Consider the following 24,833-nt stretch of genomic DNA (forward strand, 5'->3'; position numbering starts at 1 on the left):
GAGCAGCTCAGCTACCGGAGCGGCTCCAAGTTTGGGTGACATCGCCTACGCTGCCGTTGGTGAAGCTGATCGAAAGCGTATTGCCATTGATGGAGTAGGTGGCGGTGCCGTTGCCAAGGAACGTTATTGGAATGGTGCCGCCCCCGATGGTGACACCTCCGGATGTCACAGCCCCGCTGATGGTCAGCTGGTTGCCGCTGGTGCTGTAACGCGCTGTGGTCACGATGGTGCCCGATCCTGACACCGCGCCGCGGGAGCACACCGGGTCCCCGCTAAGCTCAAGACCACCATCCGACTGGAAGCGAAGCAACATCGTTCCGGTGCAGGTCACGCCGGTGCTGCCAACATTGGCCGTGTTTGCGGCCAGCAAGGCATTCGCTTCAGCCTGCCAGTTCCCGGTCAGTCCTGTGCTCCCTTCATCAGCGTCTCCTCCGCCACCACCGCAGGCTGTCAGAGTGAACGAGACAGATAACAGACCGGCGAAGAGAAGCCGGCGCAAGCGCAAATGCATGTGTACTCCTTGGGTTGATGTGTCCATGGAGCAGATGCTAGGAAGCACAGTTGTCAGGCGCCAGTGACATTTGTCATGTGCACTTCTGGTGCGTCAGAGACCACCGGCACTTCGAACCAGAACAATGACCCGCGTCCTGGACACGAACGGAAGCCGAGTGGCCAACCGTGGTGATTGCACACCCGATGTACCGCGTTCAGGCCAAGCCCCAAACCTTGCGGTGGCAGGGTGTGTGTTTTTTGGTGCACGCGGTGGAAGGAGGCCTGGAACACTTGAGGCTGATGTTCGCTCGGAATGCCTGGTCCGGTGTCCCACACCTCCAGACGAACAGCCGCACGCCCCCCACGCTGACGGCGACGCATGGCCACCAGCACACCACCATCCTGTGTGTACTTGAGGGCGTTGTCGATCAGATTGTTGAGTACGCGAACCAGTGTGACCCTTGGCGCCCAAAGTGTGAGCGCCTGCCCGTGAAAGCGCAGCGACAGTCCTCTTCGGCCGGCGAGCTCACTCCAGATCTGCGAGGCTGCGAACAGCAGCTCTTCGGCATCGCACCTTTCGTCCGGAGCCTGCAGGGACAGGCTCTCAAGATGGTGCAGATCCAGAAGAGAGTCAATCGACTGGAGAACTGTCTGAGCCACGTCGCCCATGCGCCTAGCTGCGTCCGCGTCCGGCGGATGCGCCAAACGCAATTCCAGTGCCTTGGCCTGCAGGCTGAGCGCTTGCACGGGTTGTCTCAGGTCGTGACTGGCCATGGCAAACAGCCGGCTCCGTTCCTGGTTCAGTTTTTCCAGTTCCAGTTTCTGCTCGGCCAGCACGCGCGCTTGCGCTTCTTGCTCGAGGCGAGCGCGGATCAGCGCGGTCAGGTTGCGCTGCTGGTTTCGGAACATCAGCATCAGAGTGCCAGTGAACACACCGACTGACACCGCGAGCACGGTGTCGACCCAGGTTCGCTGCCACAGCAACCAGGCGATCAGCATGCTTCCCAGCGTGGCCTGAAACACCCAGCCGGCATTCAGCGAGAACGCCAGGCCGTTGGCTGATCCAGCCATGACGCCCACCAACATCAGCAGCATGACCGACAGCTGGGCATGATCGCCCGGGGACATCAGCATCCATGGCGCCAGTCCCCAAAGAACAGCGAAGGCCATCACATGGCGCACGGCACTTCGCTCGCCCTGTTTCAGTCCCTGCAGGTTCTCGGAGGCATGGCCTGGTCGTGGGCCAGCCAGGATGCGCCGTGCCTGCCACGCATGGATGAGGACCGCCCAAAGCAGGCACGCGGGTGACCGGGTGACCCACAGAAAGAAGAGCCAGATGGCTATCGCCGGGTAGATCGTGGTGGGCAGTGATCGAACGTTCTGGGAAAAAAAGCGACGCAGTCGCTCGGAATCGATGTGATCGGAAAGGGCATGGGTGTTCATTGCATGCCTCAACTGCGGAACATGGCGAGTAGCTGGCTGCGACTGTGCACGGCAAAGGCAATGAAGACCTCAGAGACGTAGTTGCGAACCGTACCGTTGGACAGGCCGGTGCGTCGCGCGATCTCCTTGTTGGAATGGCCCTCGAGCAGTTGGGCGAGCACCACCAGCTGTTGTGGGGTAAGGCTGGGGGACGAGGTTGATCGTGTGGTCGGAGTGCGCGCGAGCTCGCAGCGCAGGAGAAGCGGTCTCAGGGTCGACAACAAGACGTCTCGTCGGCCAGACTTCGAAACAAATGCGTCAGCGCCCAGTTCTCGCAGATGCAGCTCCATGCCCTCGTCTACCACCCCGGAGACCACGACGATTCCCGCGTTTGGACAGGCGCTGCGCAAAACGGTGAGCGCCGTGAACCCGCTGGCGTCCCTCAGGTTCAGATCCAGAAGGATCAGGTCAGGGCTGCTGGTGCGTATGGCTTGGCACGCCTCCTCCAGGCCAGATGCTTCTCGGAGTTCCAGCATGGGGAACTGCGTTCTCAGGTAGTCGATCAGTGACTCCCTCAGCATCGGATGATCTTCGACCATCAAAAGGGAAGCTTGGGCCAGGGTGTGCATGGGGTAGCAGCATATCGATGGAAGGGCGTGGTCATTGTGTGCAGAAGCTCGGCCAGTGGTCATTGACGTCTTCCGTTCGCCACGACCGTCCGACAGCCCGTCGGCGCGCCGGGCAGGGAGGCTGGGGCTTGTGCTACAACGCCAAGCCGTCCCAGCTCCACCCTCTGATCGTCATGTCCATCGTGTGTCCTTCCTGCGGCAAGGAAAACCGGGACCAGGCCCGGTTCTGCCGGGGCTGTGCCTCTCCGCTGGACCGGCCGGGCGGGGACGCAGCGTCCGACGAGGTGGCGCGTGAGCGTGCCAACCGCGCGCTGCGCCGCGCCCGTCGTCGCAAGCGCTCGGGCGAGAGCGCCGAACGACCCGCATGGTTGCGCTGGGCAGGTGCAATGACCGCAGGTGCGGTGGTGCTGGCCGTTGGATGGTGGCTGGGCGCCCACCAGTCCGCGCCGGCGCCGGTGCAGGCCGCGCCCCTGGCGGGGGCGCCCGCAGCGTCTTCGATTGCCACGCCAACAGCCACCGCCCCGCCAACTGCGGCGGAACCAGTGGGCGCAGGCGCCGCATCGCCGAACACCCCTGAAGCCGCTGCCGCGGTCGACCGGCTGCGCCATTCGGTCGAACTGCTGGAGCAGCAGGACCGGGAGCGCGCGGCCGCCCAGGAACAGCAACGTCAGAAGCTGGCACTGGACCAGAAACGACTGGACGACGCGCGGCGGCGGGCGGCCGCAACGTCTGCAGCGGCCGTAAGCGCCCATTCGGGAACGCCCGAGTCCGCACCCGTGGCGGCGGCCGCGCCCGCCGAGTCCGCACCGGTGGCCGCTGCTGCAGCGCCGCCGCCACCTCCGGCCGTGCGATCCGTCGCAGGCGTCGACCAGCTGTGCGCCGACAGCGGCAACGTGCTCGCGCGCGACTTCTGCCGCATCCGCGAATGCGGCAAGGCGGTGTTTGCCAACGACCCGGTCTGCGTGCGCTTCCGCCAGATGGACGAAGCGCGGCGCCGCGAGGCCGAGTACCGCTGATCCAGGCCAGCCCGCCGGCCGTCGTCGTCGGTGTGTGGTGAAAAAACCAAGCCCTCGATCCGGCTTGACATGTTATGTCGAGCCTCCTATTCTTGCGCTCACCCATCAACGCCAAGGACACCGGCACCATGAAGCAGCTGCTTGAAAAACTCCAGGGACTCGACGACATGATCGCCCAGACCACCGGCGGCATGGTGGTGAACCTGCAACCCATTGCGGGGGATGTGCCGGTGGTGCAGGTCAGCATCGAAGGGCGGCAGGAACTGCCCATCTTCGTGACCACCTCGGACTCGCAGCTGCTGTGCATGTGCTACCTCTGGGCCGACGACGAGGTGCGGCCCGAGCGTCGCGCCGAACTGCTGCAGACGCTGCTGGAGCTCAACCCCGCGGTGCCACTGTCGTCGTTTGGCCGCGTGGGTGACCGCTTCGTGCTGTTCGGAGCGCTCAGCCGGCAGGCCCGCACACAGGACATTGCCGAGGAAATAGTCGTGCTCAGCGACAACGCCCTCGACGCGCTGGATGCGCTGTCCGAATTCCTCAAGTGACCCCCTACCCCAGGAGTACGCCATGTCCGTGATGAAAAAAGTGATGACCCTGCTGCGCGGCAGCGTGCGGGAAATCGGTGAGACCGTGGTCGACGCCAACGCCACCCGCATCTATGAGCAGGAAATCCTGGACGCCAAGCACAGCATCGCCCAAGCCAAGGACGACCTGGCCGGCGTGATGGCCAAGGAGATGCAGAGCGCGCGCCAGATCGAGAAGCTGCAGGCCGAGATCGAGCGCTACGAAGGGCTGGCCGTGGAGGCGCTGGACAAGTCGCAGGAGGCGCTGGCCGAAGAGGTGGCCGGCAAGGTCGGCGGCCTGGAGCAGGAGCTGGCCGAGCAGACCCGCGCGCACGCCGCCTACGCGGTGCAGGTGACGCGGCTGAAAGACCTGATCAAGCAGGCCGAGGCGCGCATCCGCGAGCACGAGCGCGAGATCGGCGTCGCCAAGACCACCGAAAGCGTGTACCGGGCTACGCGCTCGATCTCCGAGAACATCGGCCAGGGCGGCTCCAAGCTCATGAGCGCGCGCGAATCGCTGGACCGCATCAAGCAGCGCCACGAAGACCTCGCCGACCGCATGACCGCGGCCGAGCAGCTGAACAACGAGTTCGGCCAGGGCGCGCTGGAGAAGAAGCTCGCGGCGGCGGGCGTGGGGGACGAGGCCAAGCGCCAGAACGACGTGATGGCGCGCATCCGCGCCCGCCAGGCGGCCCGCGGCGGCGACCAGCCGGCCGAACCCGGCGCCCAGTGATGGTCACCCGCAAGCCGGCGCGCTGGAGCGGATCGGACCAGGCGCTGCGCGCTGTCCAGGTCGCGTTCGATGTGGAGCTGGCGGTGATGGACGCGATCCGCACCGCCGCCTTTCACAACAACCTGTCCACGTCCGACCAGATCCGCCAGGTGCTCGACCTCTCGGTGTCGACGCGCCCCAAGCGCCCCCGGCTGACCGTGTCGCTGACGGCCCACGACTACGCCCTGCTGGCCCAGCGGTACGGCCTCGATGAAGGAGATCGCCTGGCGATCAAGGAACGCGTGACCCAGGACCTGATCCGGTTCGCCGGCTCGACCAGGACGCGCTAGACCACCACCCACGCGGCGCACAACACAACAAGCCGCACAACGTTTGACAAGAGGGAGGAGCGGATGGACCGATTGATCGAGGCTGCCACCGGGTACCCGACGGCCGTGCTCAGCGCGCTGCTGCTGGTGGTGCTGGTGTACTGGCTGCTCGCACTCGTGGGCTGGGTGGACTTCGAGTCCTCCGGCATCGATGTCGAGCTGCAGGCCGACGGCGACCCCGGCGAGCTGTCCACGCTGGCCGGCTACGTGGTGGCCCTGGGCCTCAACGGCGTGCCGTTTTCGGTGGTGGCGAGCCTGCTGGTGCTGGTGGCCTGGACCATCAGCTGTCTGGCCGGCGAATGGCTGATGCCCTGGGTGCCCACGATGGTGCTGCAGTTGCTGGTGGGCACCGGCGTGCTGCTGGTCAGCGTGGCGCTGGCCATCTTCATCACCGCGCGCCTGATCCGCCCGCTGCGCGGCCTCTTCGTCACCCACCAGGCGGTGGGCAACGCCAGCTTCATCGGCCAGCCCTGCACCATCCTCAGCCTCAAGGTGGACCAGCGCTCGGGCTATGCCCAGGTGGCGCAGCGCGGCGCGAACATCCAGATCAGCGTCTGGACGCCCGACGCCAACCGCCTGACCAAGGGCGACGTGACGCGCATCCTCGACTACGACGAAGCGTCCGGCCGTTACCTGGTCGAGGCCCAGCCCTGACGCAAGCACCCGTTCGTTTCCCGTTCCCGTTTCCACAAGACCAGAAGGAATCCCATGGAGCCCATCCTCGTTTCCGCCGGCATCGCAGCCTTCCTGCTGCTGTGCTTCATCGCGATGTTCGCCAAGTTCTATCGCAAGATCGAACAGGGCCATGCACTGATCATCAACACGCTGCGGGCCGAGCCCGAGGTGACCTTCACCGGGCGCATGGTCTACCCCATCATCCACAAGGCGGAGCTGATGGAGATCTCGGTCAAGACCATCGAGATCGACCGCTCGGGCAACGAGGGCCTGATCTGCCGCGACAACATCCGCGCCGACATCAAGGTCAAGTTCTTCGTGCGCGTCAACAAGACCGCCGACGACGTGCTCAAGGTCGCGCAGTCCATCGGTTGTGAGCGCGCCTCCAACCAGGAGACGCTGGAAGAGCTGTTCTCGGCCAAGTTCTCGGAGGCGCTCAAGACCGTGGGCAAGGCCATGGACTTCGTCGACCTGTATCAGGCGCGCGATCGCTTCCGCGACGAGATCATTGCCCAGATCGGCAACGACCTCTCGGGCTATGTGCTGGACGACGCCGCCATCGACTACCTGGAGCAGACGCCGCTGTCCAAGCTGGATGCCAATAACATCCTGGACGCGCAGGGCATCAAGAAGATCACCGAGCTGACGGCCACCGAACACGTGCGCACCAACGAGCTGCGCCGCAACGAAGAGCTGCAGATCAAGAAGAAGAACGTCGAGACCCAGGAATCCCTGCTGGAACTGGAGCGCCAGGCCGCCGACGCCCAGGCCCGCCAGGCCCGCGAGGTGGCCACCGTCAAGGCGCGCGAAGAGGCCGAGACGCTGAAGATCCAGGCCGAAGAGAAGACCAAGTCCGAGCTGGCGCGCCTGCAGGCCGAACAGTCGGTCTCGGTACAGCAGGAAAACGTGCTGCGCGAGAAGGAAGTGGCCGAGAACAACCGCAAGCGCGCGGTGGCCATCGAAGAAGAAAAGGTGATCCGCGCCCGCGAGCTGGAGGTGGTGGACCGCGAGAAGGAAGTGACGCTGCAGAAGATCGAGAAGGACAAGGCGGTCGAGGTGCAGAAGAAGGCGATTGCGGACGTGATCCGCGAGCGCATCGTGGTCGAGCGCACCGTGGCCGAGCAGGAAGAGGCGATCAAAGAGCTGCGTGTGGTGGCCGAGGCCGACCGCACCAAGCAGTCGACCGTGATCATGGCCGAGGGCCAGGCCGAAGAGAAACTCATCATTGAAGTGAAGGCCGCCGAGGCGCAGGAGCGCAAGGCGCGTCACAAGGCGACCGAAGAAACCACACTGGCCGAGGCGCGCCTGAAGGTCGCCGAGAAGGAGGCCGAAGCGAAGAAGCGCGAGGCCGAAGGCCTGGAGGCCATCACCGCCGCGCCGGGTCTGGCGCAGGCCAAGGTCACCATGGTCACCGCCGACGCGGTGGAGAAGCAGGGCATGGCCGACGTGCACGTGCGCGCGGCGGGTGCCGAGGCCACGCTCAAGGAAGGCCAGGCCGAGGCCCAGGTGATCGAGCTGCGCTCGCAGGCCGAGGCCGTGGGTGTGCGCGCCAAGATGGAGGCCGAGGCCACCGGCAAGGAGAAGCTGGGCCTGGCCGAGGTGCAGGTGCGTCTGGCCGATGCCGACGCCGTGGTCAAGGCCGGGCAGGCCGAGGCCGCCACCATCGAGGCGCGCTTCCAGGCCGAGGCCAAGGGCCTGCGCGAGAAGTTCGAGGCCATGAGCGCGATGAGCGGCGAGACCCGCGCCCACGAGGAATTCCGCATGCAGCTGGAGAAGGCGCACGTGGAAACCGTCAAGGGCATCGACGCGCAGACCTCGATCGCGCGCGAGCAGGCCGAGGTGCTGGGCACCGCGCTGTCCAACGCCAAGATCGACATCGTGGGCGGCCAGGGCGACTACTTCGACCGCTTCGTCGGTGCCTTGTCCGTGGGCAAGGGCATCGACGGCGTGGTGAACAAGAGCAAGACGCTGCAGGTGGCGTTCAAGGACCAGCTCGCGGGTGAGCGCGACGTGGTGCCCGACCTGCAGAACCTGCTGGGCGCGTTGGGCAGCTCCTCGGGCGAGCTGCAGAACCTCACCGTGGCGGGGTTGTTGGCCAAGGTCATGCGCGAAGGCAACGACAGCCAGAAGGCGGCCTTGCAGACGCTGCTGAACGGCATGGGCAAGTCCTGAGCGCCCAGAAGGAAGCAAGCATGGCCACCACCTACCGCTGCGTCTGTGCAGCCGCTTCCATCCTGCGCCCCGAGGCGCTGGCGCCGGGTCTGAGCGCCGACACCTGCGGCGACTGCCACGGCCACTGGCTCGCCATGGACGACTACCGCCGTTGGGTGGCGAACCAGCCCGAGCCGGCGGCGGCCGACGACACCGACCTGCCTGCGCTGCGTCCCGCGCCCGCCACTGAGGACAAGGCGCGAGCCTGCCCGTCCTGCCAGCGCTGGATGGAGCGCTTGCGCGTCGGCCGCTCGCCCGATTTCCGCCTCGACCGATGCAGCGCTTGTCAGCGGGTCTGGCTGGACGACGGCGAGTGGGCCGCCCTGGTGGCGGCCGGGCTGACCACGCGCCTGGGTGAGATCCTGTCCGACGGCTGGCAGCGCCAGTTGCGCGACGCCGACGCGCAGGCGCGGCGCGAGGCGGAACTGCGCGCGCGCCACGGCGACGCCTGCATCGACGAACTGGCGCGTGTGCGCGCCTGGCTGGCCACGCAGCCGCAGCGCGAAACGCTGCTGGCCCTGCTGCGCAGCGGCTGGTAAACCCCTTCGCAAGAGAATCCATGTCCGATGAACACACCGCCAGCGGCGCCCCCGCTGCAACCCAGGACGACGTCGAGCGCCTGGTCGCCGAAGGCGGCAGCTACGAGCTGCTGAAAAAGCGCCTGACGACCCAGGGCGATGCGCTGCTGGGCAAGGCCCAGGCCCTCAACGAGGCGCGCCTGAATGCGTTCGGCCGTTCCGAGCAGAAGCTGCTGCTGCGCACCCGCGCGCGCACCGAGAACAACTGCGTCGCGCGCGACCTGGTGCGCATCGGCGACGTGCTGCTGTTCGGCTACAACGTCTTCATCGGCCTGAAAAAGGAGACCGCGGTGGGCGATGTGTTCGCGCTCTACCGCCTGGCCGACCACGACGGCGCCGACGAACTGGAGGCGGTGCCGCTGGCCGGCAGCTTCCTCGACGACCCGCGTTTTCTGGCCGACTTCCGCGAGCTGCACGCCTACTACAAACACGCCACGCTGCTGCAACTGCGCGTGACGCAGGACAAGCTGCTCGCGGCCTTCCAGATCGGTCAGCAGCTGCACGACCTGCGCGTGTTCCGCTGGAGCATCGAGCCCGGTGGCGCGGTGCGCTACGTAGACAACCGCGGCGAGCGCGACATGGCGCTGCCGCCGACCCACGACTTCGAGTGGACCGTGGCCACGCGCGAAGACCACGTCGGCGGCAAGTACCCGCACATCAACGTGCTCGACACCATCTTTGTCGAGACCCTGGGCGGCGACCTCACGGTCAAGGTCGAGAACAACACCGAAACAGGCCTGGGCATCTACAGCGAGCCGGTGGAGGACAAGCACCAGGCGCTGGTGGACGCCGAGGTGGCCTGGGCGCGCCTGGGCCTCTTGATCCTGCTGCGCGTCAAGCCCTACCGCGAGTCGCAGACGCGCTATCTGGTGTTCAACACCCGCACGCAGAAGGTCGAGCGCATCGACGCCATCGGTGTGTCCTGCGTGCAGCTGCCCGAGGACCACGGCATCATCTTCCCCGGTGGCATGTACCTGCAGTCGGGCGAGTACAAGCGTTTCGATCTGCCGCCGGCGCTCAGCAGCAGCCTGCGCATCAAGCGCGTGCTGCGCTCGCCGCACGGCGAGGAGGTGCTCTATGTCTTCTACCAGCCGGGCGGCGGGCACTATGTGCTGTTCAGCTACCACCTGATCAACAAGACCCTGGCCGCGCCCATAGTGGCGCACGGCTACGCGCGTTTCCCCGACGGGCGCATGCTGGTCTTCCTGGCCGACAGCGAAGAGCCCACGCGCGTGCACCCGATGCAGCTGTGGCAGACGCCATTCGCCAGCGAGGAGCACGCCGCCTCGCTGCCGCGCGGCACCGGCTTCTTCGCCAAGGTGGGCAATGCCGAGCTGGTGCGCGGCGTGTCCGACCTGATGGGCATCGCGCGCGCGGTGCGCGAGCAGGTGCCCACGCGCACCGCCTACGATGACCTGATCCGCCAGTGCACCCGCGTGGGCGACGCCTACTTCTGGCTCGGCGAGACCGAGGCGCAGCAGATCGGCACCGAGCTGCAGGCCATCGTCGATGGCGCGCGCCAGACCCTGGCCGAGTTCGAGAAGGTGGACAGCATCCGCCGTGAAACGGCGCGGGCCCTGCAGCAGGCCGAAGGCGAGCAGCACGCCCTGCTGACCGACATCGCCAGCACCCTGTGGCGCAAGCCCGACGACTTCGTGCAGGCGCTGGCCCGCCTGCGCGAGCGGCGCGGCCGCCTGCAGCCGCTGCGCGAGCTGCGCTACGCCGACACCGCCGCCATCGAGGCCATGGACCAGGCGCTGCAGGAGCAGCAACTGCAGGTGGGCCACAAGGCCATGACCTTTCTGGCCGACAAAGGCGCGTTCGACGGCCACCAGCAGGCGCTGGTGCAGGCCACCGCGGCCCTGGCCCAGGCCAGCACATCGCCCGCGCTGGGCAAGCTGCTGGCCACGCTGGACGAACAGGCCGCCGGGCTGGACCTGCTGACCGAGCAGCTGGGCAGCCTGCCAGGCGGCGACGCGGTGGTGCGCACCGCGATCCTGGACCGCATCTCTGCCCTGTACGCCGACATCAACCGCTTGCGTGCCGAGGCCCGCAGCCGCCGCAAGAGCCTGGGCGCCACCGAGGCCGCGGCCGAGTTCGGCGCGCAGTTCAAGCTGTTCGGGCAGGCGGTCGAGAACGCGCTGGAGTTCGCCGACACGCCCGAGAAGTGCGACGAGGCGCTGACCCGCCTGCTCGCGCAGCTCGAAGAGCTGGAAGGGCGCTTCGCCGACCACGAGGTCTTCATCACCGACGTGGCCACCAAGCGCGAGGCGGTGGTGGACGCCCTGGCCGCGCGGCGCCAGACGCTGGTGGAAGCGCGCCAGCGCCGCGCCCAGGCGGTGGGCGAGGCGGCCGGTCGCATCCTCGACGGCATTCCACGCCGCGTGGCCGGGTTCACCGACATCGCCCAGATCCACGCCTACTTCGCGGGCGACCCGCTGCTGGCCAAGCTGCAGCAGCTCATGGCCGACCTGCGCGGCCTGGGCGCGCAGGTGCAGGCCGACGACATCGCCACGCGCCTGAAGACCGCGCGCGACCAGGCGATGCGCGCGGTGCGCGACAAGGGCGAGCTGGTGGCCGCCGACGGCAACACGCTGCGCTTCGGCCGCCACGCCTTCACCATTCAGCGCCAGCCGCTGGATCTCTCGTTGGTGCCGCACCAGGGCGGCCTGAGCTTCCAGATCACCGGCACCGACTACCTGGCGCCGGTGCAGGACCCGCGGCTCGAAGCGCTCAAGGCGCGCTGGGACCAGGCCCTGGTGTCCGAGACGGCTGAGCTGTCCCGCGCCGAGTACCTCGCGGGCTGCGTGGTGCAGGCCGCGCTGCAGGCGCGCGATGGGCTGGACTGGCCCAGCCTCGTCGCGGCGGCCACGGAGTCGGGGGAGGCCGCGGCCGGCTCCGACGACGCCGCACCACTGCTGGCCCTGTTGCAGCGCTTCGCCGCCACGCGCTACCAGGAGGGCTACCAGAAGGGCGTGCACGACCAGGACGCCGCCCGATTGGCCGCCGCGCTGGTGCGCATGCAGGACGCCGCCGGTCTGCTGGCCTGGGGGCCGACCGAGCGCACCCTGGCCTTGCTCTACTGGCAGCACGGCCGCTTCGTGAACGAGCGCGACGCGCTGCATCGGCGCGCCCGCGCGGCCCTGCAGATGCAGCAGCTCTTCGGTACCCAGGACGCTTTGCAGGCGGTGGAGGCCGACTGCGCCACCGCGCTGCAGCGCTTTGCCGACGAGTTCCAGCCCGCGCTGGGTGGTGTGACGATCGATGAAGAACAGGCAGCCACGCGCTGCGCCCAGGCCGCCGCCTACCTGGTGCGCCAGCTCGCCGCGCACGACGGCGGCACGTCCGCATGGGTGGTGTCCGGCCCGGCGCAGGACCTGGCCGAGGCGTTCCGGCGCGAGCTGGAGCGCAGCGGGCGCTGGGCCGACTGGCAACGCGACCTGGACGCCTGCCTGCCCGCCGAGCGCTGGCACCGCGCCCGCGAATGGGTGGGTGCCTTCGCCGCCGCCCAGGCCCCGCACGAACAGGGCTGGGGGGACGAAGCGGCGGGCGTGCTCTGCCTGCCGGTGCCGCGCGAGCGCCTGAACGCGGTGCTGCAGCAGCGCGTGGACGGCCTGCTGGGCGAACACCCGCGCGTGGCGCAGGGGGCCCTGGACCTCAATCTCAACGACTTCTGGCGGCGCTTCCTGCACCACCAGCAACGCATCGTGCCCGCCTTCGAGGCCTGGCACCGCGTGCGCCACGAGCTGGTGAGCGAGGAGAAGAAGCGCCTGCGCCTGCACCAGTTCCAGGCCAAGCCGCTGTCCACCTTCGTGCGCAACCGCCTGATCGACGAGCTGTATTTGCCGCTGATTGGCAACAACCTGGCCAAACAGATCGGCGCGGCGGGCGATGCCGCGCGCAGCGACCGCATGGGCATGCTGCTGCTGATCTCGCCGCCCGGCTATGGCAAGACCACGCTGATGGAGTACGTGGCCGACCGCCTGGGCATGGTGTTCGTGCGCATCAACTGCCCGGCGCTGGGCCACGACGTGGTCTCCATCGACCCGGCCAGCGCCGAACACAGTGCGGCGCGCCAGGAGCTGGAGAAGCTCAACCTCGGTCTGGCCATGGGCAACAACGTGATGCTCTACCTGGACGACATCCAGCACACCAACCCGGAGTTCCTGCAGAAGTTCATCGCCCTGGCCGACGGCACGCGCCGCATCGAAGGCGTGTGGAACGGCGAGCCGCGCAGCTACGACCTGCGCGGCAAGCGCTTTGCCGTGGTGATGGCGGGCAACCCCTACACCGAGTCGGGCGACGTGTTCAAGATCCCCGACATGCTGGCCAACCGCGCCGACATCTACAACCTGGGCGATGTGCTCTCGGGGCGCGAGGCGCTGTTCGCGCTGTCCTACCTGGAGAACGCGCTGACGGCCAACCCGGTGCTGCTGCCGCTGTCCTCGCGCGACCCGAAGGACGTGCACCGGCTGGTGCAGCGCGCCGAGGGGCAGGACGTGCCGTCCACCGCGTTCTCGCACGCCTACGGCGCGGCCGAGCTGGACGAACTCACCGAGCTGTTCAAGCGCCTGTTCCGTGCGCGCGACCTGCTGCTCAAGGTCAACCTGAGCTACATCGAGTCGGCGGCGCAGAAGGACGACTACCGCACCGAGCCGCCCTTCAAGCTGCAGGGCAGTTACCGCAACATGACCAAGCTCGCGGCGCAGATCACGCCGCAGATGCGCGACGACGAGCTCGACGCCCTGCTGCGCGACCACTACCGCGGCGAGGCCCAGACGCTGACCACCGGCGCCGAGGAAAACCTGCTCAAGCTCGCGCAGCTGCTGGGCAGTCCGACGGCCGACGAGACCCGGCGCTGGGAGGCCATCTGCGAGGAGTTCGTGCGCCAGCGCAAGCTCGGTGGCAGCGACACCGACGCCGGCACCCGCATCACCGCGGGTCTGCTGGATGTGGCGCGCGCGGTCGACGGATTGAAGAAACCGGAGGACGCCCCGGACGGCAAGACCTCGGAGGCCCTGCGCCTGGCAGAGGCGGTGCTGGAGATTGCGGTCACCTACCGCACCATCCTGCTGCCGCTGATCTCCGCGACCGAGCGGCGGCTGAAGATGGACCATTCCATCCGCAGCGAGGTTGAGCGCGTGGCCAACCAGCTCGAAGAGGTCAAGGCCCGACACGCCGAGGCGCAGTCGCAGAAGCCGGGCCAGCCGCCCGTGTCCCAGTCATGACGGCGCCCGCCGCCACCGTGCCGCAGCTGCTGGACCAGCTGCAACGCAGCCTGGACGACGTGCGCCTCTCCGACGACGAAAAGCGCCTGTTGACCGAGTCGCTGCGCTCGGCCCGTTTGCCGGAGGAGGGCCTGCGCCAGCTGCGCAACCAGGCCTTCGACCTGGTCCGCCGGCATTTGGATGAGGTGGACGCGGCCGACCCGCTGGCCCTGGTGCGCTGGCTGGAAGGCGTGGTGCGGGCACTGGACGTCTCGCGCACCGCCGGCGGCTCGTACCGGGCCCAGGCCTGGTTCAGCCCTGGTGACGACTGCCTGCGCGCCATCACCGGCCAGCTGCGCGCCTGCCGCCAGAGCGCCGACCTCTGCGTGTTCACCCTCTCCGACGACCGCATCAGCACCGAGGTGCTGGCGGCGCACAGGCGCGGCGTGGCGGTGCGCCTGATCACCGACAACGAAAAGGCCTTCGACCGCGGCAGCGACGTGATCGCGCTGCGCGATGCGGGCGTGGCGGTGCGGATGGACCAAAGCGCCGCCCACATGCACCACAAGTTCGCGCTGTTCGACCGGCGCTGGCTGCTCAACGGCAGCTACAACTGGACCCGCAGCGCCGCCGCCGAGAACGAGGAGAACCTGGTGCTCAGCAACGACCCGGCGCTGCTGCGGCAGTTCGGCGAGGCCTTCGACAGCCTCTGGCGGCAACTGGGCACACAGTGAAGGGAGCCGCGCCATGACCCGTCCCGACTACAGCTGGCCCTTGCCTGAGGCCATCGAACGCCGCCTCGGGCGCGAGAGCTACGGCGCCCAGCGTGCCATCCACGAGGACGGGCACCTGCTGCTGGTCCTGCACGAGCCGCCCCAGAGCGCCGGCGGTGCCCGCGAGCACGCGGTGTTCCTGCGCACGCCAGACGGCGCCTGGGCGTTTCACGGCCAGCCCGGCGGAGAACAGGCCTTGCGCAGGCTGTTGGACAGTTATCAAGAGCGGCTGGCGAAGGGCCTGGCCGCCTACGACCAGGCCGACGACGCCGCCGACCTGTTCGCCCTGATCGAGCGCGTGCGGCCCATGGCCCGCGCAGCGGTCAACCTGCACGCCGCCTTGCAGGCCGCGCGCGAGGCGGTCAAAAGTGATGTCGAGCTGATCACCGCGCGCGACCGCGGCGCAGAGATCCAGCGGGGCCTGGAGCTGCTGCTGGCCGACGCCCAGCTGGCGCTGAACTTTCGGCTGGCTCAACAGGCCGAGGCGCAGACCCGCGCTGCACTGGCCAACCACCGCGCGCAGGAAAAGCTCAACACCCTGGCGGCCTGGACGGCGCCGCTGATGGCGGTGGGCGCGGTGTTCGGCATGAACCTGCGCAGCGGCGTCGAAGCCATGGACGCCTGGCTGTTCTGGGCCGTGCTGGTGGCGGGTATGTTCGTGGGCTGGTGGGTCAAGGCCTGGGTGCAGCGCCCGCCGCCGCCCGAGAAGAAGAAGGCGCTGTCGTCCGCCAAGGCGCGGGCCGGGGGCAAGCCGCCGCGGCGCTGAGGGCGAGCGTGCGCCGGGCGCCTGAGCAGTCATCTCCCTACAATTCATTACAAATCGCGCGCCGCTGTCAGGGCGCCATCTTCAGGGGGAGTTGGGATGCAGAGGTTGAGTCTGGTGGCACAGATGCGTGGTCTGTGCCGTTTGTTGGGCGTGCTGGTGGTGGCTGTCTGGTGGGCCGTGGGATCGTCCCACGCGGCTTCTGCGAAACCCTCGAAGGCAGCGACGCCAGCGTGGGTCAAACCTGTCGCTCTGGAGGTGGACGCTTCCGCCCCGATGGAACAGATCCGCAGCGGCGTGTATTACCTGCTGGTCGATCGCCAGACCCGGGTCTCGGGCAATGAGCGGCAACAGTTCAACCGGTTCGCGATCAAGGTGGTGAACGAAAAAGGGATGGAGCATGCTGCGAGCATCGACATCGACTTTGACCCCAGCTTCCAGCAGTTGCAGTTGCACACCCTCTCTGTGCATCGAAATGGTCGCGTCATCTCGCAATTGGTCACTGTGCCGATCCGGACCTTGCAGCGCGAGAAGGAGCTGGAGGCGCTCATCCTGGACGGACGCTTGACCGCCAGCCTGCTGGTGCAGGACGTGCGTGTGGGCGACGTTGTGGAGTACGCCTATTCCGTTCGGGGCGTGAATCCCAGCATGAAGGGAGGCCATTTCGGCGGCTTCGACATGCAGTGGCGCGATCCTGCGCACACCTTGTACATGCGCCTGCTGTGGCCAGCCGAACGCCCCATCACGTTCAGGAACATGCACCTGGGCACACCAGCTGTCGAGAGCCAACAGGACGGCGTGCGGCAGTATGAATGGACCGCAAAGCAGGTGCCGGGTCTGCGCGTGAGCGACGATGCACCGGTGTGGTTCGATCCCTATCCCTACGTGCAGTGGAGCTCGTTCCGGGACTGGTCCGAGGTGAGCCGATGGGCGGTGCCGCTGTACGCGCCACCCGGGTTGCCCGGTGGTGAGCTGCGAGCCGAGGTGGAGCGCATCCGGCAGACCTTGTCCGATCCGCGCGACCAGGTGGCCGCCGTGCTGCAGTACGTGCAGAAGAACATCCGGTACCTGAGCGTGGACGTTGGCGTGGGCTCCTACACCCCCAGCCCACCCGCGACGGTGATGGCGCGCCGCTTTGGGGATTGCAAAGACAAGACGCTGCTGACGCTGACCATGCTCAAGGCGCTGGGCATCGAGGCTCGGGCGGCGCTGGTCAACACCCGCATTCGGGAAGGCCTGGCGCAGCGCGTTCCGTCGCCGGGGGCCTTTGACCACGTGCTGGTGCGGGTGCTGGTCAATGGCCAGATCTACTGGATCGACCCGACGCGCTATCCACAGCTGGGGCGGCTGGACGCCATTGGCCAGCCTTACTTCGGGGTTGCGTTGGTCATCGATCCTTCCACGCAAGACTTGGAACCCATGCCGCGCAGTGACGCAACGCGGTACGCGCGGAGCATCAGCACCGTGTTTGATGCGACCCAGGGGCTTGGACAGCCGGTCACCGCCACCATCACCACGGAGTTCCAGGGCCTGAGCGCCGAACGGATGCGTGACAGGCTCTCGCGCAGCAACCGGGACGAGCTGCAGCGCCAGTACCTCAACTTTTATGCCGGCTACTACCCGGGTGTGGTGAGCGAAGGCCCGATGAGCGTTGACGACGATCAGCACAACAACACCCTCAAGCTGGTGGAGCGCTACCGCATAGAAGACTTTTGGAGCGACGGAGGCAAGCCGGGCGTGCTGCACGCCTGGGTCAGGACTCCCGACATGCTCAGCCAGTTGCAGGAGCCGGACGAAAAGGTCCGAAACGCGCCGCTGGCCATCGGACACATGACCCAACTCGACACCATCACCGATGTGCTTCTGCCACAGGATTGGCGCGTCGAACCCGATCACTCGGAGGTTCGTCATCCGGCGTTCGAGTTCACGTACACGCTGACCACCACGCCGCGCCTGCTGACGCAGGTCAGTCGCTACACATCGCTGAGCGATCACGTCAAGACAGAGGACATGGCCGACTACGTGAAGAAACTGGAAGAGGCGCGAGCGGCGATGCGGCTCAGGCTCCCTCCCACATCGGCAGCTGCGACGCCTCCTGCGCAAGTTGCTGAGCCGCCTCTCGTCCTGAAATCGATAGGTGTGCCAGTGGCGCTGTACTTTTTGTTCGTGGTCGCGGCGTGCTTCTGGGTTGCCCGCAAGGTGTACCGCTACAACCCGCCCCCCGCGTCGCCTTCGCCTTTCACTCCGGGCCTGCCGCTGGGAGGCTGGCTGTGGGCGTACGGCGTCTTCCTGGTGCTCTGCGTCGCGACTTCGCTGAAGGAATCGTGGCCATCCGTCTCGATGATCATGGGCGGCGTCTGGTCCCTCTTGCGGTCCGCGGGGGCGCCTGGAGCGACGCCCGGGACCACGTGGGTCGATCTGTTCAGCCTAGGACTTCTGGTGCTTATTCTGACGCCCTTCGTGGTGCAACTGGCCTTGTACTTTGGGCGCCGGTCCAGCGTTCCTCGGTTGACGTTGTGGCTGCAGGGGGTGTTCGGTGTCGTGGGCCTTGTCATTCTGGTGGCCTCGTTCTTCGTCGGAGACGAGGTGATGGACGGCGCGACGTTGGCAAAGGACCTGACCATGACTACTTTCGGGCTGGTGGGTTGCGTCTACATCCTGCGGTCCGCGCGTGCGAAGGCCACGTTTGTGCGCCGCCTTGGTGCCGCCCCAGTTGAGCGGCCCGAACCCCCGGTTCAACCGGATGCTATCGGCGGCTCAGCCCCCTGAGCGCAGCGCCCGCCGGTACTGCACCGCTTCGGCGATGTGCGACACCCCCACGGACTCGCTGCCGGCCAGGTCGGCGATGGTGCGCGCCACGCGCAGCGCGCGGTGCGTGCTGCGCGCGCTCCAGCCCAGGCGCGCGGCAGCCGTGTGCAGGAACTTCAGCGCGGTGGGTTCGGCCATCACGTGCCGGTCCAGCGCCTGGCCAGAGAGCGCCTGGTTGCTCTGGCCCTGGCGTTCCTCTGCGCGCTGCCGCGCCGCCGCCACGCGGTCGCGCACGGTGGTACTGGGTTCGCCGGCCCGGCTGTGCAGCAGGTCGTGCGGCGGCAGGGCGGGCACCTCTATATGAAGATCGATGCGGTCCAGCAGCGGGCCGCTCAACCGGCCCTGGTAACGCGCCACCTGATCGGGCGTGTCGCGGCAGGGCTGACTCGGGTGGCCCAGAAAGCCGCAAGGGCAGGGGTTCATCGCGGCCACGAGCTGGAAGCGCGCCGGGAATTCGCTCTGCACCGCCGCGCGCGAGATGCGGATGTGGCCGCTCTCCAGCGGCTCGCGCAGGGCCTCGAGTGCGGCACGCGGGAACTCCGGCAACTCATCAAGGAACAGCACGCCGTGGTGCGCCAGCGAGATCTCGCCGGGCCGGGGCGGTGAGCCGCCGCCCACCAGGGCCACGGCGCTGGCGCTGTGGTGCGGCGCACAGGTGGGGCGCAGGCCCCAGGCCTCCAGCCGGAAGCGCCCGGCCAGCGAAGCGACGGCGGCCGACTCCAGCGCCTCGGTGGTATCCATGGGCGGCAGCAGGCCGGCGAAGCGCTGCGCCAGCATGCTCTTGCCCGAGCCGGGCGGGCCCACCATCAGCAGCGAATGGCCACCCGCCGCCGCGATCTCCAGCGCCCGGCGCGCACCCGCCTGGCCCTTGACGTCGGCCAGGTCGGGGTAACTTTCGCGGGTGCTGATCGGCGTGGGCGACAGGCGCGCCCAGCCCGTGTCGTCGGGTGGTGCATCGCCGGCGCCCGCAGCCCCTTCGGGCAGGAACTGCGCCACCACGTCCAGCAGGTGGCGGGCGCGGCACACCTGGGCCTGCGGCACCAGCGCCGCTTCTTCGGCGCTGCCGGGGGGCAGCACCAGCCGTGTGGGCGTGCCCGTGGAACCATCCCGGTGCAGCGCCAGGCTCATGGCCAGCGCGCCGCGCACCGGGCGCAGTTCGCCACCCAGCGAGAGCTCGCCCGCGAACTCCCAGCCGGCCAGCTTGGCACTGTCGATCTGGCCCGCAGCGGCCAGGATGCCCAGCGCGATCGGCAGGTCGAAGCGGCCCGAGTCCTTGGGCAGATCGGCCGGGGCGAGGTTGACCGTGATGCGCTTGTTGCTGGGGAATTCGAGCCCAGCGTTGGCAATCGCCGAGCGCACGCGTTCGCGCGCCTCCTTCACTTCCGTGTCCACCAGACCCACCAGCGTGAAGCTGGGCAACCCGTTGGCCAGGTGCACCTCCACCTGCACCGGCCGCGCCTCCAGCCCGATCAGCGCGCGGCTGTGCACCAATGACAAACCCATCCCGTCCTCCATCCCTGTTTCGGTGCATGGTCCGCCGGACACCTGCATGCACATGTTTGGTGCGGCTCTGCGGCCGCGGCGCCGGGATCATGTCATGCACCCGGGGTGGGCCGCAGCCCCCGTCGGGAGGACGTTTTCCCTCTGGGATGGCCCTTGGGCGCCGGGGTGGGCGGCCGGCTGGCACGGTCCGTGCATTGGGCTGTAAGCGATTGCATCAACCCGTGGTGTCACCCGGCCCCGCCCCGACACCGTCCCACCCTAGAAGAGGTAACACAGCATGAAAATGGTTTCCGCCATCATCAAGCCGTTCAAGCTGGACGAAGTGCGCGAAGCGCTTTCCGGCATGGGCGTGCAGGGCATCACCGTGACCGAAGTCAAGGGCTTTGGCCGCCAGAAGGGGCACACCGAGCTCTACCGCGGCGCCGAGTACGTCGTCGACTTCCTGCCCAAGGTCAAGATCGAAGCCGCCGTCGACGACGCCCTGGTCGACCGCGTGATCGAAGCCATCGAAGGCGCTGCCCGCACCGGCAAGATCGGTGACGGCAAGATCTTCGTCACTCCCCTCGAACAAGTGGTTCGCATCCGCACCGGCGAGACCGGCAAGGAAGCCCTCTGATTCCCGCACCCGCATCAGAAAGAGCACCCAAATGAAAAAACTGATCGCTTCCCTGCTCCTGGGGGCAGGCCTTATGTTCGGCGGGTTCTCCGCCATGGCCCAGGACGCCGCCAAGCCCGCCGATGCACCGGCCGCCACCGCCCCTGCTGCCGAGGCCGCTCCTGCGGCAGCACCGGCCGCCGACGCTGCAGCAGCACCCGCTGCCACCGCCGAGGCTGCACCGGCTGCGGCTGAAGCCGCGCCCGCCGAAGCCGTGAAAGAAACGGTGGACAAGGGCGACGTCACCTGGATGATGATTTCCACCATCCTCGTGCTGCTGATGGTCGTGCCGGGCCTGGCCCTGTTCTACGGCGGCCTGGTGCGCAGCAAGAACATGCTGTCCGTGCTGATGCAGGTGATGGTGGTGTTCTCGTTGATCACCGTGCTGTGGGCCGTCTACGGCTACAGCGTCGCCTTCGGCGGCGAGGGCCTGATCTACGGTAATTTCGACAAGCTGTTCCTCAAGGGCGTCACCACCGATTCGCTTGCGGCCACCTTCACGGCCGGCGTGATGATCCCCGAGTTCATCTTCATCGCCTTCCAGTGCACTTTCGCGGGCATCACCTGCGCGCTGATCGTCGGCTCCTTCGCCGAGCGCATCAAGTTCGGCTCCGTGCTGCTGTTCTGCGCCATCTGGTTCACCTTCAGCTACCTGCCGATCGCCCACATGGTCTGGGGCGCTGGCGGCTACCTGTTCGACAAGGGCGCGCTGGACTTCGCCGGCGGCACCGTGGTGCACATCAACGCCGCCATGGCCGGCCTGGTGGGCGCCTATGTCCTGGGCAAGCGCATCGGTTACGGCAAGGAAGCCATGGCCCCGCACAGCCTGACCCTGACCATGGTCGGCGCCTCGCTGCTGTGGGTGGGCTGGTTCGGTTTCAACGCCGGCTCCAACCTGGAAGCCAACGGTGGCACCACCCTGGCCTTCATCAACACCCTGATGGCCACCGCCGCCGCCGTGCTGGCCTGGTGCGTGGGTGAAGCCCTGGCAAAGGGCAAGGCCTCGATGCTGGGCGCTGCCTCCGGTGCCGTCGCAGGTCTGGTGGCCATCACCCCCGCCTGCGGTACGGTCGGTGTCATGGGCGCCATCATCATCGGCCTGGTCGCCGGCTTCCTGTGCCTGTGGGGCGTGACCGGTCTGAAGAAGATCCTCGGTGCCGACGACTCGCTGGACGTGTTCGGCGTGCACGGTGTCGGCGGCATCGTCGGTGCCCTGCTGACCGGCGTGTTCTCCGCCGGTTCGCTGGGCGGCGTCAAGGGCGACGACTTCTCCATCGCCAGCCAGCTGCTGATCCAGGCCGAAGGCGTGGTCATCACCATGGTGTGGTCGACCATCGTCGCCTTCATCGCCTACAAGATCGTCGACCTGACCATGGGCCTGCGTGTGACCGAAGAGCAGGAACGCGAAGGTCTGGACATCAGCTGCCACGGCGAAACCGCCTACAACCGCTGATCCCGCGAACGATTGCCTCCTTTGGATGTTCGACCCGCGCGCCGCAAGGCCGCGGGTCTTTTTTCGTCTGGTAAATGCATCACAGACAGGGCCTGAAGCAGGCGCGAGCATGCGCGCTGTCACACACTTCAGGAGGAACCCATGTCCGCACAACCGATGCCATTGTTGGCCGTGCTCGCGCTGACCCTGGCCACGGCGTTGCCGCTTCAGGCCGGCACCACCAGCCAGGCGCCCAAGACCGAGCGCCGCCTGCCGGCCCGCGTCACCTTCATCGATGCGCCGTCCAGCGAAAAACCCGCCGCACGCGAGAAGCGCCTCAAGCGCGAGTGCCGTGGCCGGCCCAACGCCGGTGCTTGCTTGGGGCACACGCGCTGAAGCAGGGGCAGGACCGCTCCGATTGCAGCCGGCCGTGCAAAAAATTCAAAGGCCGCCAGGGGCCCCGCCGCTACCATGGCGGCCATGCAGAACAGCCCCACGAACGACACCCCGCATGCGCTGATCGACCAGGTCCGCGCCGCCGTCTCGGCGCGCACGCCGCTGCGCATCCGTGGCGGCGACACCAAGGCCTTCCATGGCGAACCGGTGAGCGGCCAGCCGCTGGACACGCGCGCCTTCAGCGGCATCGTCGCGCACGAACCCAGCGAGCTGGTGATCACCGTGCGCGCCGGCACGCCGCTGACCGAGGTCGAAGCGGTGCTGGCCGAAAAAGGCCAGCACCTGCCGTTCGACCCGCCCCATTTCGGCGCCGCATCGACCATCGGCGGCGCGGTTGCGGCCGGTCTCGCCGGCCCGGCCCGCGCCACGGCGGGTGGCGTGCGCGACTACGTGTTGGGTGCGCAGTTCATCAACGGTCAGGCCGAGTGGCTGACCTTCGGCGGCCAGGTCATGAAGAACGTGGCCGGCTACGACATCAGCCGCGCGCTGGCCGGCTCCATGGGCACGCTGGGCGTCATCACCCATCTCTCGCTCAAGGTGCTGCCGGTGGCGCCGGCCGAGGCCACGCTGGTGTTCCACATGGGCCAGCACGAGGCGTTGGAGCAGCTGCACCGCTGGGGCGGCCAGCCGCTGCCGCTCAATGCCTCCTGCTGGGTGCAGGACGACACCGCCGCCGACCGTCCCGAGCTGCTGTTCGTGCGCCTGCGCGGCGCCGTGGCCGCGGTGGAGGCTGCCTGCGAACAGCTGGCGCGCGAGGCGGGCGGCCAGCGCATGGACAACGCCCAGGCCGGGCCCGACTGGGCCGCCTGCCGCGACCAGACCCTGCCGTTCTTCAACGCTCCCTCGCCGGACCTGTGCCTGTGGCGCCTGTCGCTGCCCCAGACCGCGCCGGTGCTGGAGTTGCCATTTGCGCAGCTGATCGAATGGCAGGGCGCGCAACGCTGGCTCTGGGCGCCGGCCTCGGCGGCCACGCCGATCCGTGCGGCCGCGGCCAGGATGCAGGGCCACGCGACTCTGTTCCGCGCCGGCGCCGATGGCGCGCCCGGCGTGCGCCGCTTCGATGCCGAAAGCCCGGCGCTGCAGGCGATCTCGAAACGCCTGCGCGAGGCGTTCGACCCGCTGGGTCTTTTCAACCAGAACAAGATGGGCTGAACCCACGATGCAAACCCAACTCGCCCCCGAATTCCAAGGCACGCCCGACGGCATCGCCGCCGAAGCCATCCTGCGCAAGTGCGTGCACTGCGGCTTCTGCACCGCCACCTGCCCGACCTACCAGCTGTTGGGCGACGAACTCGACGGCCCGCGCGGCCGCATCTACCTGATGAAGCAGGTGTTCGAAGGCGCGCAGCCCACGCGCGCCACCCAGCTGCACCTGGACCGCTGCCTCACCTGCCGCAACTGCGAAAGCACCTGCCCCAGCGGCGTCGATTACGGCCATCTGGTCGACATCGGTCGCAAGGTGGTGGACGCCAAGGTGCCGCGCCCGGCGGGAGAAAAGGCGGTGCGCTGGCTGCTCAAGGAAGGCCTGACCTCGCCCGCCTTCGGTCCCGCGATGAAGCTGGGCCAGCTGGTGCGTGGCCTGCTGCCCGAAACACTGAAGAACAAGGTGCCGGCGAAGCAGGACGCCGGCCGCTGGCCCACCGCCACGCACCAGCGCAAGGTGCTGATGCTCGCGGGCTGCGTGCAGCCGGCCATGATGCCCAACATCAACACCGCCACCGCGCGCGTGCTGGATGCGGCCGGCATCCAGACCGTGGTGGCGCCCGAGGCGGGCTGCTGCGGCGCGGTGAAGTTCCACCTCAACGACCAGGACGGTGGCACGGCGCAGATGCGCGCCAACATCGACGCCTGGTGGCCGCACGTCGAAGCGGGTGTCGAGGCCATCGTGATGAACGCCTCCGGCTGCGGGGTGACGGTCAAGGAGTACGGTCACATCCTGCAGCACGACCCGGCGTACGCCGCCAAGGCCGCGCGCATCAGCGAGCTGACGAAAGACCTCAGCGAGCTGCTGCCCGCGCTGGTGCCGGTGTTGAAACTCCAGCTGGCGCAGAAGCCCGACGCGAACAAGGTGATCGGCTTCCACCCGCCCTGTACCCTGCAGCACGGGCAGAAGCTCAAGGGTGGTGTCGAGCAGCACCTGGCCGCGCTGGGTTTTACCGTGCAGGTGGCGCGCAATGAAGCCCACCTGTGCTGCGGCTCGGCTGGCACCTATTCGGTGCTCAATCCCGAACTGGCTTACCAGCTGCGCGACCGCAAGCTCGGCCATCTGAACGAGCTGCAACCCGCGGTGATCGCCAGCGCCAACATCGGCTGCATCACGCACCTGCAAAGCGGCACGGCCACGCCGGTGCGGCACTGGATCGAACTGCTGGACGACGCGCTGGCGCCCTGATCGGCGATGCGCGGGCGCCATCCGCGCCCGTGGCGCCCGCGGCACAGGGGCGGGCACTGCCTCACGCTGTGGGCGGGGCCTGGCCGGCGGAGACGAATTGTCATGCTTTCGTGGCACTCCCGCCGTTATGCTGTCCCTCCGAGGCCGACCGCGTCCG

20 protein-coding genes are annotated in these 24,833 nt (G+C 67.9%); 16 read left to right on the forward strand and 4 right to left on the reverse strand.

The window, feature by feature from the left end; all coding sequences use genetic code 11:
• Positions 1-7 precede the first annotated feature (7 nt).
• The 3 genes from ACFOPI_RS02620 to ACFOPI_RS02630 are packed head-to-tail and all read right to left on the reverse strand — an operon-like array spanning position 8 to position 2,543.
• A complete protein-coding gene (locus ACFOPI_RS02620; RefSeq protein WP_382170444.1) occupies positions 8-538 on the reverse strand; it encodes a hypothetical protein in 531 nt (176 codons plus the stop codon).
• 26 nt (positions 539-564) lie between these two features.
• Positions 565-1,935, reverse strand: a complete 1,371-nt coding sequence (locus ACFOPI_RS02625; protein WP_382170446.1) for a sensor histidine kinase — start codon at positions 1,933-1,935, stop codon at positions 565-567.
• 8 nt (positions 1,936-1,943) lie between these two features.
• On the reverse strand, positions 1,944-2,543 hold the full coding sequence (locus ACFOPI_RS02630) for a response regulator (RefSeq protein WP_382170447.1): 600 nt from the start codon (positions 2,541-2,543) through the stop codon (positions 1,944-1,946).
• 173 nt (positions 2,544-2,716) lie between these two features.
• Here ACFOPI_RS02630 and ACFOPI_RS02635 point away from each other — a divergent pair, with 173 nt between their 5' ends.
• The 11 genes from ACFOPI_RS02635 (at position 2,717) to ACFOPI_RS02685 (ending at position 18,199) form a co-directional block, all read left to right on the forward strand.
• Complete coding sequence (locus ACFOPI_RS02635; protein WP_382170449.1) at positions 2,717-3,559, forward strand: zinc ribbon domain-containing protein; 843 nt, start codon at positions 2,717-2,719, stop codon at positions 3,557-3,559.
• Positions 3,560-3,651: 92 nt separating this feature from the next.
• Positions 3,652-4,104 (forward strand): YjfI family protein, encoded by a 453-nt coding sequence (locus tag ACFOPI_RS02640; RefSeq protein ID WP_382170451.1) that lies wholly within the window; start codon positions 3,652-3,654, stop codon positions 4,102-4,104.
• A gap of 22 nt (positions 4,105-4,126) precedes the next feature.
• Complete coding sequence (locus ACFOPI_RS02645; RefSeq protein ID WP_382170453.1) at positions 4,127-4,855, forward strand: PspA/IM30 family protein; 729 nt, start codon at positions 4,127-4,129, stop codon at positions 4,853-4,855.
• Entirely contained in the window at positions 4,855-5,184 is a 330-nt protein-coding gene (locus ACFOPI_RS02650; RefSeq protein WP_382170454.1) for a hypothetical protein, read from the forward strand. Before ACFOPI_RS02645 ends, ACFOPI_RS02650 begins: the two co-directional genes overlap by 1 nt.
• A gap of 63 nt (positions 5,185-5,247) precedes the next feature.
• Positions 5,248-5,877 carry a ubiquinone biosynthesis protein gene (locus ACFOPI_RS02655; protein WP_382170456.1) on the forward strand — a complete coding sequence of 210 codons (630 nt, stop codon included), beginning with the start codon at positions 5,248-5,250 and terminating at the stop codon, positions 5,875-5,877.
• A 54-nt stretch (positions 5,878-5,931) separates the two neighbouring features.
• Positions 5,932-8,070 (forward strand): flotillin family protein, encoded by a 2,139-nt coding sequence (locus ACFOPI_RS02660; protein WP_382170458.1) that lies wholly within the window; start codon positions 5,932-5,934, stop codon positions 8,068-8,070.
• 20 nt (positions 8,071-8,090) lie between these two features.
• The gene (locus ACFOPI_RS02665) at positions 8,091-8,648 is read left to right on the forward strand and encodes a zf-TFIIB domain-containing protein (protein WP_382170460.1); all 558 of its coding nucleotides are present in this window, start codon (positions 8,091-8,093) and stop codon (positions 8,646-8,648) included.
• 20 nt (positions 8,649-8,668) lie between these two features.
• On the forward strand, positions 8,669-13,915 hold the full coding sequence (locus tag ACFOPI_RS02670; protein ID WP_382170461.1) for a DNA repair ATPase: 5,247 nt from the start codon (positions 8,669-8,671) through the stop codon (positions 13,913-13,915).
• Entirely contained in the window at positions 13,912-14,628 is a 717-nt protein-coding gene (locus ACFOPI_RS02675) for a phospholipase D-like domain-containing protein (RefSeq protein WP_382170463.1), read from the forward strand. Before ACFOPI_RS02670 ends, ACFOPI_RS02675 begins: the two co-directional genes overlap by 4 nt.
• A gap of 13 nt (positions 14,629-14,641) precedes the next feature.
• The gene (locus ACFOPI_RS02680) at positions 14,642-15,433 is read left to right on the forward strand and encodes a hypothetical protein (protein WP_382170465.1); all 792 of its coding nucleotides are present in this window, start codon (positions 14,642-14,644) and stop codon (positions 15,431-15,433) included.
• Positions 15,434-15,706: 273 nt separating this feature from the next.
• Complete coding sequence (locus ACFOPI_RS02685) at positions 15,707-18,199, forward strand: DUF3857 domain-containing protein (RefSeq protein WP_382170467.1); 2,493 nt, start codon at positions 15,707-15,709, stop codon at positions 18,197-18,199.
• On the opposite strand, the gene ACFOPI_RS02690 is transcribed toward ACFOPI_RS02685, so the two are convergent.
• On the reverse strand, positions 18,188-19,741 hold the full coding sequence (locus ACFOPI_RS02690) for a YifB family Mg chelatase-like AAA ATPase (RefSeq protein WP_382170469.1): 1,554 nt from the start codon (positions 19,739-19,741) through the stop codon (positions 18,188-18,190). The genes ACFOPI_RS02685 and ACFOPI_RS02690 overlap by 12 nt on opposite strands.
• Positions 19,742-20,018: 277 nt before the next feature.
• On the opposite strand from ACFOPI_RS02690, the gene ACFOPI_RS02695 reads away from it, so the two are divergent.
• The 5 genes from ACFOPI_RS02695 to glcF all read left to right on the forward strand — a co-directional run bounded on the left by ACFOPI_RS02695 (position 20,019) and on the right by glcF (position 24,676).
• Positions 20,019-20,357 carry a P-II family nitrogen regulator gene (locus ACFOPI_RS02695; protein WP_066256508.1) on the forward strand — a complete coding sequence of 113 codons (339 nt, stop codon included), beginning with the start codon at positions 20,019-20,021 and terminating at the stop codon, positions 20,355-20,357.
• Positions 20,358-20,388: 31 nt separating this feature from the next.
• On the forward strand, positions 20,389-21,849 hold the full coding sequence (locus ACFOPI_RS02700) for an ammonium transporter (RefSeq protein ID WP_382170471.1): 1,461 nt from the start codon (positions 20,389-20,391) through the stop codon (positions 21,847-21,849).
• 141 nt (positions 21,850-21,990) lie between these two features.
• Positions 21,991-22,224: a hypothetical protein gene (locus ACFOPI_RS02705; protein ID WP_382170473.1), complete on the forward strand. Its 234-nt coding sequence runs from the start codon at positions 21,991-21,993 to the stop codon at positions 22,222-22,224.
• Between the two features lie 84 nt (positions 22,225-22,308).
• Positions 22,309-23,436 (forward strand): glycolate oxidase subunit GlcE, encoded by a 1,128-nt coding sequence (glcE, locus tag ACFOPI_RS02710; RefSeq protein WP_382170475.1) that lies wholly within the window; start codon positions 22,309-22,311, stop codon positions 23,434-23,436.
• Positions 23,437-23,443: 7 nt separating this feature from the next.
• Complete coding sequence (gene glcF, locus ACFOPI_RS02715) at positions 23,444-24,676, forward strand: glycolate oxidase subunit GlcF (protein WP_382170477.1); 1,233 nt, start codon at positions 23,444-23,446, stop codon at positions 24,674-24,676.
• Positions 24,677-24,833 lie beyond the last annotated feature (157 nt).

The organism is Hydrogenophaga luteola (assembly GCF_042648585.1).
In the GTDB taxonomy this organism is placed as follows: Bacteria; Pseudomonadota; Gammaproteobacteria; order Burkholderiales; family Burkholderiaceae_C; genus Hydrogenophaga; species Hydrogenophaga luteola.

Bases quoted from the DNA above. Each gene is read 5' to 3' on its own strand.
- ACFOPI_RS02680 (WP_382170465.1), top strand. From the start codon at position 14,642: ATGACCCGTCCCGACTACAGCTGGCCCTTGCCTGAGGCCATCGAACGC.
- ACFOPI_RS02620 (WP_382170444.1), bottom strand. From the start codon at position 538: ATGGACACATCAACCCAAGGAGTACACATGCATTTGCGCTTGCGCCGG.
- ACFOPI_RS02655 (WP_382170456.1), top strand. From the start codon at position 5,248: ATGGACCGATTGATCGAGGCTGCCACCGGGTACCCGACGGCCGTGCTC.
- ACFOPI_RS02650 (WP_382170454.1), top strand. From the start codon at position 4,855: ATGGTCACCCGCAAGCCGGCGCGCTGGAGCGGATCGGACCAGGCGCTG.
- ACFOPI_RS02685 (WP_382170467.1), top strand. From the start codon at position 15,707: ATGGAACAGATCCGCAGCGGCGTGTATTACCTGCTGGTCGATCGCCAG.
- ACFOPI_RS02705 (WP_382170473.1), top strand. From the start codon at position 21,991: ATGTCCGCACAACCGATGCCATTGTTGGCCGTGCTCGCGCTGACCCTG.
- ACFOPI_RS02675 (WP_382170463.1), top strand. From the start codon at position 13,912: ATGACGGCGCCCGCCGCCACCGTGCCGCAGCTGCTGGACCAGCTGCAA.
- glcF (WP_382170477.1), top strand. From the start codon at position 23,444: ATGCAAACCCAACTCGCCCCCGAATTCCAAGGCACGCCCGACGGCATC.
- ACFOPI_RS02695 (WP_066256508.1), top strand. From the start codon at position 20,019: ATGAAAATGGTTTCCGCCATCATCAAGCCGTTCAAGCTGGACGAAGTG.
- ACFOPI_RS02630 (WP_382170447.1), bottom strand. From the start codon at position 2,543: ATGCACACCCTGGCCCAAGCTTCCCTTTTGATGGTCGAAGATCATCCG.
- ACFOPI_RS02635 (WP_382170449.1), top strand. From the start codon at position 2,717: ATGTCCATCGTGTGTCCTTCCTGCGGCAAGGAAAACCGGGACCAGGCC.
- ACFOPI_RS02645 (WP_382170453.1), top strand. From the start codon at position 4,127: ATGTCCGTGATGAAAAAAGTGATGACCCTGCTGCGCGGCAGCGTGCGG.
- ACFOPI_RS02700 (WP_382170471.1), top strand. From the start codon at position 20,389: ATGAAAAAACTGATCGCTTCCCTGCTCCTGGGGGCAGGCCTTATGTTC.
- ACFOPI_RS02625 (WP_382170446.1), bottom strand. From the start codon at position 1,935: ATGAACACCCATGCCCTTTCCGATCACATCGATTCCGAGCGACTGCGT.
- ACFOPI_RS02660 (WP_382170458.1), top strand. From the start codon at position 5,932: ATGGAGCCCATCCTCGTTTCCGCCGGCATCGCAGCCTTCCTGCTGCTG.
- ACFOPI_RS02670 (WP_382170461.1), top strand. From the start codon at position 8,669: ATGTCCGATGAACACACCGCCAGCGGCGCCCCCGCTGCAACCCAGGAC.
- ACFOPI_RS02690 (WP_382170469.1), bottom strand. From the start codon at position 19,741: ATGGGTTTGTCATTGGTGCACAGCCGCGCGCTGATCGGGCTGGAGGCG.
- ACFOPI_RS02665 (WP_382170460.1), top strand. From the start codon at position 8,091: ATGGCCACCACCTACCGCTGCGTCTGTGCAGCCGCTTCCATCCTGCGC.
- glcE (WP_382170475.1), top strand. From the start codon at position 22,309: ATGCAGAACAGCCCCACGAACGACACCCCGCATGCGCTGATCGACCAG.